The organism is Vibrio sp. 10N.247.311.49 (genome assembly GCF_041467655.1).
GTDB classification, from domain to species: domain Bacteria; phylum Pseudomonadota; class Gammaproteobacteria; order Enterobacterales; family Vibrionaceae; genus Vibrio; species Vibrio crassostreae_C.
Genome location: NZ_JBFSVA010000003.1, coordinates 155,378 through 170,733 on the forward strand (window position 1 = coordinate 155,378; position 15,356 = coordinate 170,733).

Here is a 15,356-nt window from a genome sequence, read left to right on the forward strand (position 1 = left end):
GAATATTATGGATAACTCTCTATGGCTTGATAACTTTCTCAACATGTATCGAGAACTCGGAACCGACAATTTCGACGTGCTTAAGACGGTTTATCACCCTGATATTGAATTCCAAGATCCGCTGCATCATGTCAGCGGTATTTCGGCGCTTACGCACTACTTCGAGAACCTCTACACCCAAGTAACCAGCTGTTACTTTCATATCGAACACACTTTCGAAGCGAACGACGAAGCTTCCGTTTACTGGACGATGCAGTTTGCTCACAAGCAATTAAATGGGCAAAAGCCAATCGAAGTACAAGGGCACAGCCACCTTAAGATGCTCGACGGTCAAGTGGTCTACCACAGAGACTACCTCGACGTCGGCTCTATGTTGTACGAACACATTCCAGTACTGGGCTGCGCGATCAAATCCATCAAAAAGAGGGCGAGCCGATAATGCGTATTATGATTACAGGCGCGACCTCTGGTATCGGCCAATCCCTAGCTAAAGATTACGCTCAGCAAGGGCATCAGGTGATTGCTTGTGGCCGCAACTCAGACAAGCTGCAAGCCTTAGTTGACTCGCACGAGACAGACGTCGCGCATTCATCAATTTCACCGCTCTGTTTCGACTTGACTGATTACCACAACTTCCCAGAACTCGACCAAGACAAGCCGCTCGATCTGCTGATTTTAAATGCGGGTGATTGTGAGTACATCGACGACCCAGTGAATTTTGATGCCGAGCTTTTTGAGCGCGTCATCAACATAAACCTAATTTCAATTGGCTACGCCCTTAAAGCTTGGTTAAAAAACATCAAGCCCGGCGGCCGTTTGGTTTTAGTCAGCTCCAGCGCCAGCTTTTTACCTTTGCCAAGAGCCGAGGCTTATGGCGCTTCAAAGGCAGCCCTCACCTACTTAGGCAGAACACTTTCGGTTGATCTGGCAACGCACAACATTCATGTCTCAATTGTGCACCCTGGCTTTGTTGAAACGCCATTAACCGAGCGAAATACGTTCTCTATGCCTATGATTATTAGTAGTGAGGCCGCAACTCAGCGAATCGTAAATGGTATCGCTCAAGGAAAGAGTGAAATCGATTTCCCAAGACGATTCATCATGTTGATGAAGCTACTAAGAATGCTCCCAACTCCAGTTTGGCAAAAACTCGCTTCAAGGATGGTATAACAATGAAGAAAATCGCCATTATTGGTTCAGGTATCTCTGGACTCACTTGCGCGCATATATTAGATAAGCACCACGACGTAACAGTATTCGAAAAGAATGATTACGTTGGGGGGCACACCGCGACCGTTGATATTGAACATCAAGGCTCGGCGTTTTCGATAGATACAGGTTTCATCGTATTCAACGATCGAACCTACCCGAATTTCAATCAGCTTCTAGAACAACTCGATGTCGAAAGGCAACCGACTGAGATGAGCTTCAGCGTCCACAACACGACGACCAAGTTTGAATACAACGGCCACAGCATTAATTCGTTATTCGCGCAGAGGAGCAACATCTTCAAACCTCAGTTCTGGTCTTTAGTGTCTGACATTCTCAAGTTCAACAAGCTGTGTAAGGCTCAGTTTGAAAGCAATGAATTCACACCAGACGTTACCCTTGGCAGTTTCCTACGAGATAATCAATTTTCCGACTTTTTCAGCCAGCACTACATCTTACCGATGGGCGCGGCGATTTGGTCGACAAGCTTGGAAGAAATGGAAGAGTTTGAGCTCAAGTTCTTCATTCAGTTTTTCTACAACCATGGATTGCTCGATATCGCGAACCGTCCTCAGTGGTATGTGATACCAAAGGGATCGCGTTCTTATGTTGAAATCATCCTTTCACGCCTAAGTAAGACTGTTGCACTGAATACATCGATTAAACAAGTGACTCGCCAAGAAACAGGCGTCACGATTGAATTTGAAGATGGCAGCGCACAAGGTTTCGACGAAGTAATCTTTGCTTGCCACTCAGACCAAGCCTTACGCTTGCTTGGTGATGCAACAGAACAAGAGCAACAGGTACTGGGCGAAATCCCATACAGCCGCAATGAAGTGGTTCTGCACACCGATACTCGCTTGTTACCAGACAGGAAACTGGCTTGGGCAAGCTGGAACTACATGTTGGATGGCGACAGTAAACGACCTGCTTGTGTCACGTACAACATGAACATTCTGCAAGGCATCGAAAGCCAAGACACCTTCTGTGTCACCTTGAATCAAAGCGAAGCCATCGACCCAGAAAAAATTATTCGCAGCTTTGTTTATCATCACCCGGTACTTAATTCGAACACGGTCGAAGCTCAGCACAAGCGTGAGCAAATCTGTGGCAAAAACCAGACGCACTTTGCTGGCGCTTATTGGTATAACGGCTTCCATGAAGACGGTGTCCACAGTGCACTCGATGTGACCAAACGCTTCGGTTTAGATTTGAGTACGAGTTCCGCGCTATGAACAGTCAAACCCTGACACCCGAGATGGGGATCGCATCCGAAAAGAGTGAAGAGCTCAGCGGTATCTATTGGGGTAACGTCAGACATCGCCGCTTTGGCGACATCACTCATGAGTTCAGCTATCAGCTGTATATGATGGGGTTAGATCTTGATGAGCTGCCCCAAACCACAGCGCGCAGTGCGCTGTTCGGAACTCGTTGGTACAACCCGATTCGCTTTGTCGAATCGGATTATCTCGCTGAAAAAAAAGAAAATGTCACCACGGATGAACCAAAATCACTTAAGCAACGTATAGCTTCCAAAGTGCAACAACTTGGTGGGGTTTGGTCTGATTCAAACCGTGTGACGATGCTGGCTCAGTGCCGCTGTTTAGGCATCTACTTCAGCCCAATCAACTGTTTCTTCTGTTATGACGAGACTGGAGATTGTAAGTACATGTTGGCTGAGGTGAGTAACACGCCTTGGCGAGAAAGACACTACTATCTCATCGACATGCACCAAGAATTGAAGGTAAAAAAAGAGTTTCACGTTTCGCCGTTCATGGATTTGAACATGACTTATTTTTGGAAGATTAAGCCACCAGCGAAACGCACGTTAGTTCACATCGAAAGCCGCCGAGACGACAAGCTTTTCGATGCGACACTGGCTCTGACGAAGCAGTCAGTAACCAAGACAAACATTAGACGAACGGTATTCAAGATTCCGGCGATGACGATAAAAGTCGTGATGGGAATTTATTATCAGGCTCTCAAATTATTCCTGAAAAAAGTACCGTTTGTGGCGCATCCAGACTCAACGTCTTAAGCGCACATGAAAGAACTCAATTGAAGCTTGGGTTCGCTCCAATCAAGGAGCAGAACTCAGCTTAGTTGGCACAAAATATTAGAATGAGTTATCAGCGAGGTTTACATGGAACAGCTTGCCAAACAAAACAACAATATTGAACAACAAGCTAAAGCCGTTGCTGTTTCAAGCAACTGTAAATATCGAGCTTTAATCTTCAAGGTGTTAGAAAGCCTGCAATTCGCGACGCTCGAGATCATTGAGCGCGACCAGCATTCGGTGTTCGGTGATCGAGAAGCAGACTTGAAAGGTCGAATCGTGATTCATGATGCGACCTTTTTTAGAGATGTGGTCATCAACGGCAGTATCGGCGCATCTGAAGCGTACATCGATGGTAAATGGACCAGCCCAAATCTAACGCGTGTGATTCAAATCATGGCTCGTAACCAAGCCCAATTGGATGAGCTTGATGACAAGACACAATGGATTTCTCGCATCAAAAACCTATTGCTGCGTCGTAAGAATGCCAACACCGAGCAAGGCTCTAAGCGAAATATTCTCGCCCACTACGATATTGGCAACGAGCTGTATGAGCGCTTCTTAGATAGCTCGATGCAGTACTCTTCCGCAATCTACAGCGAAGACGCAGAAACCTTGTCGAAGGCTCAACAAAACAAAATGAAAACCATCTGTGAGCGACTAGAACTGTCTGAGAAAGATAGCGTGGTCGAGATAGGCACAGGGTGGGGCGGCTTAGCCATCTTCATGGCGCAACACTACGGTTGCCACGTCACCACTACCACGATCTCAGATGCCCAACATGCACTTGCTGAACAGAGAGTAAAAGCGCTTGGTTTAACCGACAAAATCACCCTGCTCAAAGAGGATTATCGCAATCTCACTGGTGAGTATGACAAGTTGGTTTCGATCGAGATGATAGAGGCGGTCGGACATGAGTATCTACAAACCTTCTTTGAAAAATGTTCCTCGCTACTTAAGCCCTCAGGCAAGATGCTGATTCAAGCAATTACTATTGCTGACAGCCGTTACGACAAATACCGCAAAGGTGTCGACTTTATTCAGAAGTACATCTTCCCCGGCGGTTGCCTACCTTCTGTTTCAGTGATGACCCAACACCTTGCGACCAGCACCGACCTTGTGGTTCAAGAAATTGATGACATTGGCCTGCACTACGCTCGAACGCTGAATGATTGGAATATCGCCTTTGAAAATAGTTGGGAAGAGCTAGAGTCTCTCGGCTATTCAGAAGAGTTTAAACGCTTATGGACCTTCTACTTCTGCTACTGTGAAGGCGCATTCAAAGAGCGCGTGATCAGCACTCACCATGTAGTCGCAAGAAAACCTCGTTACTTTGGAGAAAAAGATGAAGCGGTTTTGGATTATTAATCTCGTACTGTTTCAAGCGACCTGGGTTTGCAGTGCTTTCTTTACCGCGCAAGCCCCGTTCGTCACACCACTGATTGTAGTGGTTCACTTCCTTCTATCACCGACTCGCAGTAGCGATTTGAAGATACTCATTTTATTACCATTGGGGCTATTGCTTGATAGCCTCTTACTCCACTTCGGCGTGTTTGCCGTCGACTCTGAAATTGCGAATCAATCGTGGTTCCCGGTGTGGCTTGTCTGCCTGTGGATCATGTTCTTAATCAGTTTTAACCACAGCCTAAATTGGCTTTTAAAATGCTCGAAAGTGATCTTGTTTGTCATAGGGTTCGTAGCAGGTACTAGTAGTTATTGGGGAGGCATCAAAGCAGGTGCTCTTCTTACTACTTGGCCAGATGCATCGGTAGTTGCTGCCCTTGCAATAAGTTGGGGGATTTTGTTGCCCTTACTGGTGGCCGCCTACTCCAACTTAATACAACCTAAAATGGCAATAACGAGGTGACTTATGGCTTATCCACGCAACCCGACACAAACGTTCAAACCTGAGCGAGGTATTGTTCGCGCTCATCAGCAAGCAAAAAACACACTTCTAAGCTTTATTACTCTCCCGTTAATCTTTGCTGCGCTGTTATTTGCCGGACACGCTAGAGCCTCTGCTGTCGATGATCTGAACAAACGTGGTGAGGGTGAAATGAGTTACCTGTTTTGGACTCTCTACTCGGCAGAATTCTACGCAACTCCAACCAACTCCGAACGAGCTTTGAAGCTTGAGTATTACCGCTCTATCGATAGCAAAGACCTCGTAGACGCTACCGAAGATCAGTGGAACAAGCTTGGCTACTCTGACAGCAACATTCAACGATGGTTGAAACCCTTGTACGCGATGTGGCCGAACGTGGAAGAAGGAAGCACACTCACGATTCGTGTCGCTGAAGATAACGTAAGTCGTTTTTATTTCGATGAACAACCGATCGGCACCATCCAAGACAAGCAATTTGGTGAAGCCTTTCTAGCGATTTGGTTGTCTGAAAACACCTCTGAACCCGGTCTTCGTAAACAACTTTTAGGTTTGAACAAATGAATCCAAAAACAACAATAATAAAATTTGCTCTGGCATTTTTTTCACTCACTTGGCTAGTGGGCTGTGGCTCTGCAAGTTTAGAAGACCATGTCGACACTACGCCAGAGCTCAAGCTTGAAACCTTTTTTAATGGCGAGCTAATGGCCTACGGCATGGTGCTAGACCGCTCTGGTAACTTACTGCGCCGCTTTGATGCCAAACTGATCGCGACTTGGGACGGTGACAACGGAGAAATAAAAGAGTGGTTCTCTTTTGCTGATGGCGAGCGCTCAACTCGCGTTTGGAATCTGATCAAAACGGGCGAAAACACCTATTCTGGGACTGCCAACGATGTCGTTGGAACCGCTTATGGTGAAACCCAAGGTTCTGCGCTGTATTGGAAATATGACTTAGAGATTGAAGTAGACGGCAGCACCTATGAAGTGGTGCTCGATGATTGGATGTTCTTAATGGACGATAAACGCTTGTTCAACAAGACTGAGATGTCTAAGTTTGGCTTTAAAGTCGGAGAGGTCATCTTATACATCGAGAAGATTTGATGTAACTGCCGTTTCTGATTCTTAGTTTTAAAACGATGACTACATCTACAGTAAGTAACAAAACAGCCCACAACGAAAATTGTGGGCTGTTTTGTTTGATCCCTCGAATAGCATACCTGCATGCTCAAGCCATTGTGCTAAGATGCGCCACCAGCATACAAATGGACTAGACTGACACTAAGCAGTCCCCATTTGTTTCGCTAAGCGTAGATTCCCTACCATGAATAATTGAAAAGGCTTTAAAGCATGAGCAAGTTGACCTCAGCGGAGCGTAAAGCTCGCGACAATGAACGTTTCTCACAACGCGTAAACGACCGCAGAGAAAAAGGTGAAGACGTAGTTGCTTACGCACTGACCAACAAAAAAGCTGTAAAATTCCTGACTAAGTCAGAGAAAAAACGTTTCAACGAAACGAGAGCGACTCTGCAAGAAGAGAAGCGAGTGAAAGAACAAGAAGAGCTTAACCGAATCGAAGACGCGTTCACGATCAAACAGTTCGACGACGAATAATCACTTATGATTACTCAAAAGCGCTGGCTCTATGCCGGCGCTTTTACTTGTTAGTTCGTTGTTTTTTAACGCTGTTATTTCTTGCTAAGCCCGTCGATTCTTAACGGCTTTCCCCCACTTTCTTAGCTCAGCCTTACCGCTCGACCGATCACCCAAGCTATTAACCTATCAACCAGGCTATCGATCAACTTTAGCCATAGATCTCAGAAAATCTTAGCCTAGCCCCTTACTATCTCGAATCAACTCTACAAATTGAAGACAGTATGATTTTAATTACCGGATCAAGCAGCGGTTTAGGCGCAGCTCTCGCGAAACAATATGCTAACGCCGACGCTCAGCGCGTAGCCATTACAGGTCGCAATGCACAACGTTTAGCAGAAGTGGCGCAAGGCCTACCTGCGAATACCATTAGCCAAGCGTGTGATCTCTGTGACCCGCACTCAGTGAGCGAGTTATTGGATGCGTTACCTGAAATGCCGAAGCTGGTGATCCACAGCGCTGGCAGTGGGTACTTCGGTAAGATAGAACAGCAAGATCCAACCATCATCAGCGACATGCTGAAGAACAATATTGAGTCTTCGATCTTTTTGATTCGCGAGCTTGTACAGCGCTACAAAGATCAATCGGTCACCATCGCTGTGGTGATGTCGACGGCGGCACAAGGTGCTAAAGCTGAAGAGTCCACCTACTGCGCGGCAAAATGGGCCGTGAAAGGCTTTATCGAATCGGTAAGGTTAGAGCTAAAAGGTCACCCGATGAAAATCGTGGCGGTTTACCCTGGAGGAATGGCGACCGAGTTTTGGAATACAAGCGGTAAAGGCAGGGATACCTCGAGCTTTATGACCGCGCAAGAAGCCGCTCAGATGCTACAACAGGCGTTGACCAGCACAGAGCATGGATTCGTGTCAGATATCACGATAAACCGCGGCTAGCAGGTAAACAGCTCGCTTAATCGGCAAATAGAGCGACACATTACCAAAGAAATGATTAGAGTAATTATTTGTGAGGGTGAGCATGAAAGTGTGCGACAATGCTCGGCGTAAATTCATATTCAAGGTTTATTATGAAACTTCTAGTTCGTAACCTATCGCGCTCTACCTCTGAGCAAGACATCCGTGTGCTATTTTCTGAGTTTGGCTCAGTAAAAGAGTGCAGCCTAGTTTTAGACCAAGAAACTGGCGACTCAAAAGGCTTCGCTTTTGTTGAAATGCCAGAGCAAGAAGAAGCTAAAGCGGCACTAAACAAGCTGAACTTGTCAAAGCTTGGCAAAAACACGATTCGTGTAAAAGTAGCGAACTCTTAATCGATTCAATGCTTCATAAGCCGCATGGCTTAGCTTAACAGCAGCACAGATGATAAAGCCCGTAACGATATGACGTTTTCCAGCGCAATATCGTTACGGGCTTTTTGCTGCTCGCAATTCTCTTTTCACACGATTTGAATACGCCTACAGACCTTCATGTTCATCAATAGCACGTCTTGCTTCGGCCATTGAACATCCAGATTCCATCACCAGCTGAGCCACAGTCATTGAAGGTGTAGCGGCCAACAGAGATGCCAAACACACCACGGGTTTAGGCAGCACTTTGTCGATTGCAATTGCTATCCAACCGTCTTTTTCATGGGTTAACATCGTTTTAAATTCAACGAGTTGATACTCTTGAGCGACCAACAGCCAATTACGCGAACGACGAACTCGTTTCAACTGACATCCACATTCCGCAGCATTCACCATCACTTGGCTTTTATCACTCACACGATGTACAAAACTATTCAATGGGACGCTAAACATAACTCTCTGCTAATCAATCTATTCCTACCATTCAAGAGCTCTCTACCTATCTCTCAAAACTTTCTAACTGTCACTCAATTAAAACCGTACGTAGGATTACACAGACACAAAAAAACCGCCAGTGATGCACTAAGCAACCTCGCGGTTTTTGGATGTTAACGTGTGTGGTTTACGCTTTAGTTTCTACCACAATGTCCGTTTTTACCGAGTTCGCGATAAAGCAGTTTTTGTGCGCCAAGTGGTGCAGTTTGTCGAGCTGCTTGGCGGTGGGCTTTTTGGTACCTAAAAACACAATTTTAGGGCGCAGAGTCACCTTAGTGACCGATGAGCGGCCAGATTCATCTTCTTCCAGCACACCAATCGCATCATCGACATAGGAGTCGATCACGTACTTCTGCTTTGCGGCAATGCCCAAAAACGTCAGCATATGGCAGCTAGAAAGTGCCGCGATAAACGCTTCTTCTGGATCAACATTCGCTTCCACCGAAAACGGCAGTGGCACAACATGTGGAGAGGACGAAGCAGGCACAGTGACACCACCATCGAACTCCCACGTATGACCTCGACTGTATTGATTGTCGCTAAAGACTTCATCTTCTGCTTTTTTCCAGCGAATGATCGCTCCGTATTCAGACATAATTCCTTCCTTTTTTATGCTCAATAAATTAACGATCAGCTGGATGATTGACACCATCGTTGGTCACCACATCACCAATATCAAAAGGGTTCACCCCTTCCAAACAACCAATATTGAACCCGTATTCATTTGGGCTAGAGCGACGTTGATGGTGGGTATAGATACCGCAGTTTGAGCAAAAGTAGTGCTTCGCGGTGTTGGTATTGAATTGATATAACTTGAGATGCTCGGCACCTTTGAGGATCTTGATACCATCCAACGCAACAGAACCAACAATCGCGCCTTTTCGACGACAGATAGAGCAATCGCAGCGACGTGGTTTTTCTATCCCGTTAGGTAAGCTGAACTCTAGTTCAACCGCACCGCAATGGCAGGTTGCCTTGTGAAAAGGTTGGATAACCGTATCTCCGACGACTTTCATTTTTCTCTCCAATCACATCCTTATGTTGGTCGTATCATAACCAGTTCAATGTTCTCTGTCCGTACCCGGGTGTTGAGTTCGAGAGATCTGTCATGCGCTGCTTCTCGGCTAATCTAACTAGACTTTTCAACCAAATCGCCAAACCGCTCAAACAAGAAATCAAGAAACAACCGGATACGCTTGGGCTGATATTTCTTGCTGATGTACACCACATTCAAATCGGCGCTCGACACCGACATCGCGGTATTGAAGTTTTTCATGTAGCCATTAAGCAGAGTCACAAGGCGTTGGTTATTGATGTCGTCTTGCACATCCAGCACCGATTTAAGCGCAATGCCCTCACCTTTTAATGCCCAGTACCGAATCACTTCACCATCATCTGAAAATCGCTTCGGCACAACCGTCACAGCCTTCTTCATATCATGATCTTGGAAGTGCCATGTCTTGAGCTCTTCATTACTCCGCAGCATCGCCAAACAGTCGTGTTCAACCAAGTCTTGCGGCGTCAACGGCGTCCCGTGTTTAGCGAGGTATTCAGGAGAAGCGCACAGCACACGTCGGCTTGGCGATAAGCGTCTGGATATCAAACTGCTGTCGACCAGTTCACCATAACGGACCACGATATCCATGCCAGATTCAGCAATGTTCGAGAGGTTATCGTTCAAATACAGGTAAGGAATAACGTCCGGATACTGCTGGCAAAACTCCGACAAAATAGGAAGAATGTACTGCTTTCCGATGTCTTTTGGCGCGGCGATTTTTAGCGAGCCTTTGACTTCTTTTACGCCATTTTGAATCAGGTTTTCGGCCTCACTGACGTTGTCTAAAATCTCCAAACATGCCTTGTGATACAGATCTCCAGAGTCGGTCAAAGACACATGACGCGTACTTCGATTCAACAACTTCACACCATATCGTTCTTCAAGCGCCTGCAGCCTTGCTGTCATGGTCGCAGGCGATAAACCCAGTTCGCGCCCCGCCGCCGCTAACCCGTGATGCTTAACAATACTGACGAACATCGCCATATCTGAAAACTTATCCATACGATTCTCGCTTCCACCTCTTCGTCTTACTTCTCGATCTTAATGCTCGATTTGAATACTCAGTCACACTATTCAGCTTAACCGAATAATGAATTTATATTTTAACCAATTATCAAATTTAGTCGAATAAATATAATGGCAAACATCAACAGAACAACGCAGGAATTCAGAGAATGACTAACGAATCGACTAAACAAGAGCAACGCACTTTCGTCATCATTGGTGGCACATCAGGTATCGGCAAAGCACTAGCGATGCAACTAAGAAACGAGAACAACACGGTACATATTGCCAGCCGACACACAGGCGTTGATATCACCGATGAAAAGTCGATTTGTGAATACTTCGAATCGATTGGCGTGTTTGACCACTTAATCGTAACGGCTGGCTCATCCGCTCCCGCAGGAAAAGTAACAGACGTAGCAACCGCAAACGCTAAGACAGCTTTTGACACTAAGTTTTGGGGCAGCTTAAACGTAGCCAAACATGCCGCACGCTACATGACGCCAAACGGCTCTATCACCTTCACAACTGGTATGTTGTCACGCAAAGTTGTTGCTGGTACTTACGTAAAAACCGCCATCAACGCCGCACTAGAAAGCGTAACCAAAATACTGGCGAAAGAGCTATCACCCATTCGAGTCAATGCCGTTAGCCCGGGTTTAACCATGACGGAAGCCTACAAAAACATGGACGATTCCGCTCGTGCAAACATGTACGACAACGCCAAAAACAACCTACCCGCAGGTAAGGTTGGCGAGCCTTCAGAGATAGCCATGGGTTACCTGTTCGCAATTAATAACCCATACGTCACTGGGTCAATCATCGATATCGATGGCGGCGCTCTACTCGGCTAACACTCCGCAAAGAAGCAAAGAAGCAAAGAAGCAAAGACATAAAGAACAATCGTTAGGGCGTGTATCTCACGTCCTAACAAACAAGAATTAACACAGGTACTTCACTATGAAATCAGAAGCGATCCATAAAGAAAAGATCCCATTCCAAGTTTGGATACTGACACTCGCAGCTTTTGCCATCGGCACCGCTGAGTTTGTTATTGCAGGCATCCTTCCACAAATTGCCACATCCCTTTCGATCACCGAAGGTCAAGCCGGATACCTAATCAGTGCTTACGCATTGGCTATCGTTATTGGTGGCCCGATCTTAACCATCTACCTCGCACGTTTTAACAAGAAGATGGTACTGATTGGCTTAATGGCACTGTTCATCATCGGTAATGTCTTATCAGCCCTTGCTCCTAGCTACCCACTTCTACTTGCCAGCCGTGTTATCGCAGGCTTAGTGCAAGGCCCTTTTTATGGTATCGGTGCGGTTGTTGCAACCAACTTAGTGTCTGAAAAAATGGCAGGTCGTGCCGTTGGCCAAATGTTCGCAGGCTTAACACTCGCTAACGTTCTTGGCGTTCCAGCTGGTACATGGGTCAGCTTGCAATTCGGCTGGCACACTACTTTCTTTACCGTGGCAGCACTTGGCACTATCGCGATGCTTGCCATTTTGATATCGATTAAATCGACAGGTCACAGTGAAGCGAAAGACATCAAAACTCAGCTTCTAGCGTTCAAAAACCCAATGCTGCTGATCAGCTTGGCAATCACTGCTTTTGCTTGGTCTGGCTTCATGACGCTATACGGATACCTTGCGCCAATCGCTATGCACATCACCGGCTACGGTCAAGAGTCTGTTACTTGGATCTTAGTGATTGTGGGTGTCGGCTTAATCATCGGTAACACCTTGGGCGGACGCTCTTCAGATAAAAACCTAGGCAAAGCTTCAATGTTTTGGGCTGTCGCAATGATCGTGTCATTGGTGGTGGTTGGCCTTGTGGTAGACAACAAAATCCTCTTCGTTGCAGCTGCATTTGTCTTTGGTATTGCATCATTTGCGAACGTCCCTGCCATGCAACTTCGAGTAATGAACCACGGTGGCGAAGGGCAAGAGCTAGCAGCAACTGCGAATATCTCAGCGTTTAACTTAGCCAATGCCTTTGGTGGATTCCTTGGCGGCATGGTACTCGACAGCCAACTAGGCGCAGGCATGATTCCGTTCGCAGCCGTTGTGGTTCCTATCGTCGGATTGTTCTTAATCGCTAAAGCTAACCGAAACGAGAAACCACAAAGCAACTCAATATTTGCACCAACAGAAGCTAAATAATTTAAGAACTCCGTAACTTCAAAGTGCCAATTCATTATCAAACTGGAATTGGCACAGCACTAAAAATTCATAAAGGTAGAGACCATGAACAAGTTATTCGAAGCATCAGAACTGAAAGGCCTAGCACTACAAAACCGCGTGGTTATGGCACCCATGACACGCGCTCGTACTAGCCAACCTGGAAACGTGCCAAACGACATGATGGCAACCTATTACCAACAACGCGCAAGTGCAGGGCTGATCATCACGGAAGCAACGCAGATCTCTGATGACTCTCAAGGTTACTCATTCACACCCGGCGTTTATACCGATGCACAAATCGAAGGTTGGAAGTCAGTAACAACAGCAGCAAAAGCACAAGGTGCCGCGATATTCTGCCAGCTATGGCATGTAGGCCGAGTATCACACCCTACCTTTCAAAAAGGCGAGTTACCGATTGCACCTTCTGCATTAGCTCCAATAGAAACGCAGGTTTGGATCTCTGATGAGAATGGTAACGGCAACATGGTGGATTGCATCCAACCAAGAGAGATGACCCAAGCCGATATCGATCGTGTTGTTCAAGATTTTGCTAACTCAGCGAAAAAAGCAGTCGAGGCAGGGTTCAACGGAGTGGAAATACACGGTGGCAATGGCTACCTGATTGATCAGTTCCTAAGAACCAACTCAAACAAACGCACCGACAACTACGGCGGTAGCCGCGAGAACCGACTTCGCTTCCTAATCGAAGTGGTTGATGCTGTGATTGAAGAGATAGGTGCCGATAAAGTAGGTGTGCGCTTGGCGCCGTTCATCACCTTCAAAGACATGAACTGCCCAGATATCGTACCAACGATTTTAGAGGCATCGAAGGCACTTCAAGATCGAGACATCGCTTACCTGCACCTATCAGAAGCCGACTGGGATGATGCTCCAGTTATCCCTGAAAGCTTCCGTGTCGAACTAAGAGCCTTGTTCTCTAACACCATCATCGTTGCCGGCAGCTACACACCACAACGCGCCGAAGAAGTACTAAGCAAAGGCTACGCCGATCTCGTCGCATTTGGTCGCCCATTCGTTGCTAACCCAGATCTAGTTTCACGCCTACAAAACGGCAGCGAACTATCAGAGCTCGACGGCGCCACCCTGTTCGGTGGCAACGAAAAAGGCTATATCGATTATCCAGTGTTGTAGTGAATCTTAAATTGATAGAACTGCCTTAGATTTTCCTTCAGGCAAAAGAAAGGCTCGCATGACTAGTGCGAGCCTAATGCAGTTTAGGGGGTAAACCACAATCTGATATTAATCTGGGACTAATTATTTAACTTATGAGCCATTATGCACTTGTGCGCATTGATATTCTATTTTTAAATGATTCACTGCAATTAATCAATCGATAAAAGTTAGCGTTTGGTCAATTTAAACCACATAAATAACAGTGATTTAGTGAACAGCGTCTAGAAATTCATCATAAACCCCATATAAATCAGATTTATAGACTTCTCATTTGCCAATAACCCTCACCATTGGTTGCGAGCTGACTATGTAAGTAATCCAGAGTATCAGCCACTGTTCCAGCAATGCCTTGTGGTGGATTGAACAACAGTAAACCACTGCCGATCAGACGATCGTCACCCTTGGGATCTCTTAGTCGCAATTCAGATTTAATTGGACTTGGTAGTAAACCATCTTTCACCGCTGTCACACAGTGGTTCAGAATCAGTGAGCTCTTGTCATCCGTATAAAGTGGATACCAAATCAAGGCAGATACTTTCTCAGACTGTTGATAAGCCTTAACCAAGGCATCAATCACCGCGAGATATTCTGAATCGGTTTCATAGGGTGGGTCGATAACAATCAGATGGTGGTTGTCATGTTTAGCAACGTCATCAGGTAACGCTTTAAGCCCATCACCTGCGCTAATCGTAAGCTTGCTTGAAATATCTAGGTTACATTGTAACTTCTCAATATTGGTTTGCAGTAAATCAGCTTCATCTTGCTGAATGTCTGAAAAATAGAAGCTATCTTGGCTGCGACCTTGTTGGTAAGTGATGGCGGCAGAACCCGGATACAAAGAGATAAGTTGATTCGGATTATAGTACTCCAGTACCGACATAAAAGAAGCGAATGCCGGAGGAAGAGAAGCCTTATTGCGCCACAAGTACCCGACCCCTTCAGCAAACTCACCGGCGTGATTACTTGGTGCGGTAGTGAGGTCATAACACCCTGTACCTGAGTGCGTGTCGATAACATTGAGGCGTGAATGCTGCTGCATTAATGACTGAACAAGTGCACTCAATACTGGATGCTTCAGTGCATCACCGTGGTCGCCTACATGACATTGATGTCGATATTCCATTCCCTTGCCTCATTTCTACTAACGTCATCTAAACATACTTCATATCATGAGGGCTTGCCTGCTCAATCCATCGTTTTTTGAAATAGGCTCACTTTTCTCTAACCAATTGACTCTTATATAAAAATAAAGCCCCTGAACTTACTTAGGGGGCTAAGTGAGTTCAAGGGCTTTCATTATTGGTTTAGGTTAATAG

At 46.0% G+C, this 15,356-nt stretch carries 19 protein-coding genes; 14 read left to right on the top strand and 5 right to left on the bottom strand.

Annotated features, from left to right (window positions below; all coding sequences use genetic code 11):
• The first annotated feature begins 7 nt into the window (after nucleotides 1-7).
• The 11 genes from AB6E54_RS05055 to AB6E54_RS05105 all read left to right on the top strand — a co-directional run bounded on the left by AB6E54_RS05055 (nucleotide 8) and on the right by AB6E54_RS05105 (nucleotide 8,063).
• Complete coding sequence (locus AB6E54_RS05055; RefSeq protein WP_017061283.1) at nucleotides 8-439, top strand: nuclear transport factor 2 family protein; 432 nt, start codon at nucleotides 8-10, stop codon at nucleotides 437-439.
• Entirely contained in the window at nucleotides 439-1,170 is a 732-nt protein-coding gene (locus AB6E54_RS05060; RefSeq protein WP_017061282.1) for an SDR family NAD(P)-dependent oxidoreductase, read from the top strand. Before AB6E54_RS05055 ends, AB6E54_RS05060 begins: the two co-directional genes overlap by 1 nt.
• A 2-nt stretch (nucleotides 1,171-1,172) precedes the next feature.
• On the top strand, nucleotides 1,173-2,444 hold the full coding sequence (locus tag AB6E54_RS05065; RefSeq protein ID WP_102428126.1) for an NAD(P)/FAD-dependent oxidoreductase: 1,272 nt from the start codon (nucleotides 1,173-1,175) through the stop codon (nucleotides 2,442-2,444).
• Nucleotides 2,441-3,247: a DUF1365 domain-containing protein gene (locus AB6E54_RS05070; protein WP_017061280.1), complete on the top strand. Its 807-nt coding sequence runs from the start codon at nucleotides 2,441-2,443 to the stop codon at nucleotides 3,245-3,247. Before AB6E54_RS05065 ends, AB6E54_RS05070 begins: the two co-directional genes overlap by 4 nt.
• A gap of 105 nt (nucleotides 3,248-3,352) precedes the next feature.
• Entirely contained in the window at nucleotides 3,353-4,633 is a 1,281-nt protein-coding gene (locus tag AB6E54_RS05075) for a cyclopropane-fatty-acyl-phospholipid synthase family protein (protein ID WP_017061279.1), read from the top strand.
• Nucleotides 4,611-5,132, top strand: a complete 522-nt coding sequence (locus AB6E54_RS05080; protein ID WP_017061278.1) for a DUF2878 domain-containing protein — start codon at nucleotides 4,611-4,613, stop codon at nucleotides 5,130-5,132. The genes AB6E54_RS05075 and AB6E54_RS05080 overlap by 23 nt, the downstream gene beginning before the upstream one ends.
• Before the next feature lie 3 nt (nucleotides 5,133-5,135).
• The gene (locus AB6E54_RS05085) at nucleotides 5,136-5,711 is read left to right on the top strand and encodes a chalcone isomerase family protein (RefSeq protein ID WP_017061277.1); all 576 of its coding nucleotides are present in this window, start codon (nucleotides 5,136-5,138) and stop codon (nucleotides 5,709-5,711) included.
• Entirely contained in the window at nucleotides 5,708-6,250 is a 543-nt protein-coding gene (locus tag AB6E54_RS05090; protein WP_017061276.1) for a DUF3833 domain-containing protein, read from the top strand. Before AB6E54_RS05085 ends, AB6E54_RS05090 begins: the two co-directional genes overlap by 4 nt.
• A gap of 246 nt (nucleotides 6,251-6,496) precedes the next feature.
• On the top strand, nucleotides 6,497-6,760 hold the full coding sequence (locus tag AB6E54_RS05095; RefSeq protein WP_017061275.1) for a hypothetical protein: 264 nt from the start codon (nucleotides 6,497-6,499) through the stop codon (nucleotides 6,758-6,760).
• Nucleotides 6,761-7,023: 263 nt separating this feature from the next.
• Nucleotides 7,024-7,692 (top strand): SDR family NAD(P)-dependent oxidoreductase, encoded by a 669-nt coding sequence (locus tag AB6E54_RS05100; RefSeq protein WP_372106717.1) that lies wholly within the window; start codon nucleotides 7,024-7,026, stop codon nucleotides 7,690-7,692.
• A 131-nt stretch (nucleotides 7,693-7,823) separates the two neighbouring features.
• Nucleotides 7,824-8,063 carry an RNA-binding protein gene (locus AB6E54_RS05105; protein WP_017061273.1) on the top strand — a complete coding sequence of 80 codons (240 nt, stop codon included), beginning with the start codon at nucleotides 7,824-7,826 and terminating at the stop codon, nucleotides 8,061-8,063.
• Between the two features lie 144 nt (nucleotides 8,064-8,207).
• On the opposite strand, the gene AB6E54_RS05110 is transcribed toward AB6E54_RS05105, so the two are convergent.
• From AB6E54_RS05110 to AB6E54_RS05125, 4 genes are all read right to left on the bottom strand, one after another.
• Complete coding sequence (locus AB6E54_RS05110; RefSeq protein WP_017061272.1) at nucleotides 8,208-8,552, bottom strand: ribosome recycling factor family protein; 345 nt, start codon at nucleotides 8,550-8,552, stop codon at nucleotides 8,208-8,210.
• Nucleotides 8,553-8,721: 169 nt separating this feature from the next.
• The gene (locus AB6E54_RS05115) at nucleotides 8,722-9,189 is read right to left on the bottom strand and encodes an OsmC family protein (RefSeq protein ID WP_017065091.1); all 468 of its coding nucleotides are present in this window, start codon (nucleotides 9,187-9,189) and stop codon (nucleotides 8,722-8,724) included.
• Between the two features lie 28 nt (nucleotides 9,190-9,217).
• Nucleotides 9,218-9,610: a GFA family protein gene (locus AB6E54_RS05120; RefSeq protein ID WP_102320400.1), complete on the bottom strand. Its 393-nt coding sequence runs from the start codon at nucleotides 9,608-9,610 to the stop codon at nucleotides 9,218-9,220.
• A 113-nt stretch (nucleotides 9,611-9,723) separates the two neighbouring features.
• Nucleotides 9,724-10,653 (bottom strand): LysR family transcriptional regulator, encoded by a 930-nt coding sequence (locus AB6E54_RS05125; protein ID WP_372103032.1) that lies wholly within the window; start codon nucleotides 10,651-10,653, stop codon nucleotides 9,724-9,726.
• A 173-nt stretch (nucleotides 10,654-10,826) separates the two neighbouring features.
• Here AB6E54_RS05125 and AB6E54_RS05130 point away from each other — a divergent pair, with 173 nt between their 5' ends.
• The 3 genes from AB6E54_RS05130 (at nucleotide 10,827) to AB6E54_RS05140 (ending at nucleotide 13,998) form a co-directional block, all read left to right on the top strand.
• On the top strand, nucleotides 10,827-11,510 hold the full coding sequence (locus tag AB6E54_RS05130) for an SDR family oxidoreductase (RefSeq protein WP_065583949.1): 684 nt from the start codon (nucleotides 10,827-10,829) through the stop codon (nucleotides 11,508-11,510).
• Nucleotides 11,511-11,616: 106 nt separating this feature from the next.
• Complete coding sequence (locus AB6E54_RS05135) at nucleotides 11,617-12,825, top strand: MFS transporter (protein ID WP_372106715.1); 1,209 nt, start codon at nucleotides 11,617-11,619, stop codon at nucleotides 12,823-12,825.
• Nucleotides 12,826-12,909: 84 nt separating this feature from the next.
• A complete protein-coding gene (locus AB6E54_RS05140) occupies nucleotides 12,910-13,998 on the top strand; it encodes an alkene reductase (RefSeq protein ID WP_136974008.1) in 1,089 nt (362 codons plus the stop codon).
• A 298-nt stretch (nucleotides 13,999-14,296) separates the two neighbouring features.
• Here AB6E54_RS05140 and rlmJ read toward each other — a convergent pair whose 3' ends face one another.
• Nucleotides 14,297-15,163, bottom strand: coding sequence for a 23S rRNA (adenine(2030)-N(6))-methyltransferase RlmJ (rlmJ, locus tag AB6E54_RS05145; protein ID WP_372106713.1), 867 nt, complete (start codon nucleotides 15,161-15,163; stop codon nucleotides 14,297-14,299).
• Nucleotides 15,164-15,356: the final 193 nt, after the last annotated feature.

Excerpts from the sequence above, each read along its gene's own strand:
- AB6E54_RS05055 (WP_017061283.1), top strand. The coding sequence starts at position 8 with ATGGATAACTCTCTATGGCTTGATAACTTTCTCAACATGTATCGAGAA.
- AB6E54_RS05060 (WP_017061282.1), top strand. The coding sequence starts at position 439 with ATGCGTATTATGATTACAGGCGCGACCTCTGGTATCGGCCAATCCCTA.
- AB6E54_RS05065 (WP_102428126.1), top strand. The coding sequence starts at position 1,173 with ATGAAGAAAATCGCCATTATTGGTTCAGGTATCTCTGGACTCACTTGC.
- AB6E54_RS05070 (WP_017061280.1), top strand. The coding sequence starts at position 2,441 with ATGAACAGTCAAACCCTGACACCCGAGATGGGGATCGCATCCGAAAAG.
- AB6E54_RS05075 (WP_017061279.1), top strand. The coding sequence starts at position 3,353 with ATGGAACAGCTTGCCAAACAAAACAACAATATTGAACAACAAGCTAAA.
- AB6E54_RS05080 (WP_017061278.1), top strand. The coding sequence starts at position 4,611 with ATGAAGCGGTTTTGGATTATTAATCTCGTACTGTTTCAAGCGACCTGG.
- AB6E54_RS05085 (WP_017061277.1), top strand. The coding sequence starts at position 5,136 with ATGGCTTATCCACGCAACCCGACACAAACGTTCAAACCTGAGCGAGGT.
- AB6E54_RS05090 (WP_017061276.1), top strand. The coding sequence starts at position 5,708 with ATGAATCCAAAAACAACAATAATAAAATTTGCTCTGGCATTTTTTTCA.
- AB6E54_RS05095 (WP_017061275.1), top strand. The coding sequence starts at position 6,497 with ATGAGCAAGTTGACCTCAGCGGAGCGTAAAGCTCGCGACAATGAACGT.
- AB6E54_RS05100 (WP_372106717.1), top strand. The coding sequence starts at position 7,024 with ATGATTTTAATTACCGGATCAAGCAGCGGTTTAGGCGCAGCTCTCGCG.
- AB6E54_RS05105 (WP_017061273.1), top strand. The coding sequence starts at position 7,824 with ATGAAACTTCTAGTTCGTAACCTATCGCGCTCTACCTCTGAGCAAGAC.
- AB6E54_RS05110 (WP_017061272.1), bottom strand. The coding sequence starts at position 8,552 with ATGTTTAGCGTCCCATTGAATAGTTTTGTACATCGTGTGAGTGATAAA.
- AB6E54_RS05115 (WP_017065091.1), bottom strand. The coding sequence starts at position 9,189 with ATGTCTGAATACGGAGCGATCATTCGCTGGAAAAAAGCAGAAGATGAA.
- AB6E54_RS05120 (WP_102320400.1), bottom strand. The coding sequence starts at position 9,610 with ATGAAAGTCGTCGGAGATACGGTTATCCAACCTTTTCACAAGGCAACC.
- AB6E54_RS05125 (WP_372103032.1), bottom strand. The coding sequence starts at position 10,653 with ATGGATAAGTTTTCAGATATGGCGATGTTCGTCAGTATTGTTAAGCAT.
- AB6E54_RS05130 (WP_065583949.1), top strand. The coding sequence starts at position 10,827 with ATGACTAACGAATCGACTAAACAAGAGCAACGCACTTTCGTCATCATT.
- AB6E54_RS05135 (WP_372106715.1), top strand. The coding sequence starts at position 11,617 with ATGAAATCAGAAGCGATCCATAAAGAAAAGATCCCATTCCAAGTTTGG.
- AB6E54_RS05140 (WP_136974008.1), top strand. The coding sequence starts at position 12,910 with ATGAACAAGTTATTCGAAGCATCAGAACTGAAAGGCCTAGCACTACAA.
- rlmJ (WP_372106713.1), bottom strand. The coding sequence starts at position 15,163 with ATGGAATATCGACATCAATGTCATGTAGGCGACCACGGTGATGCACTG.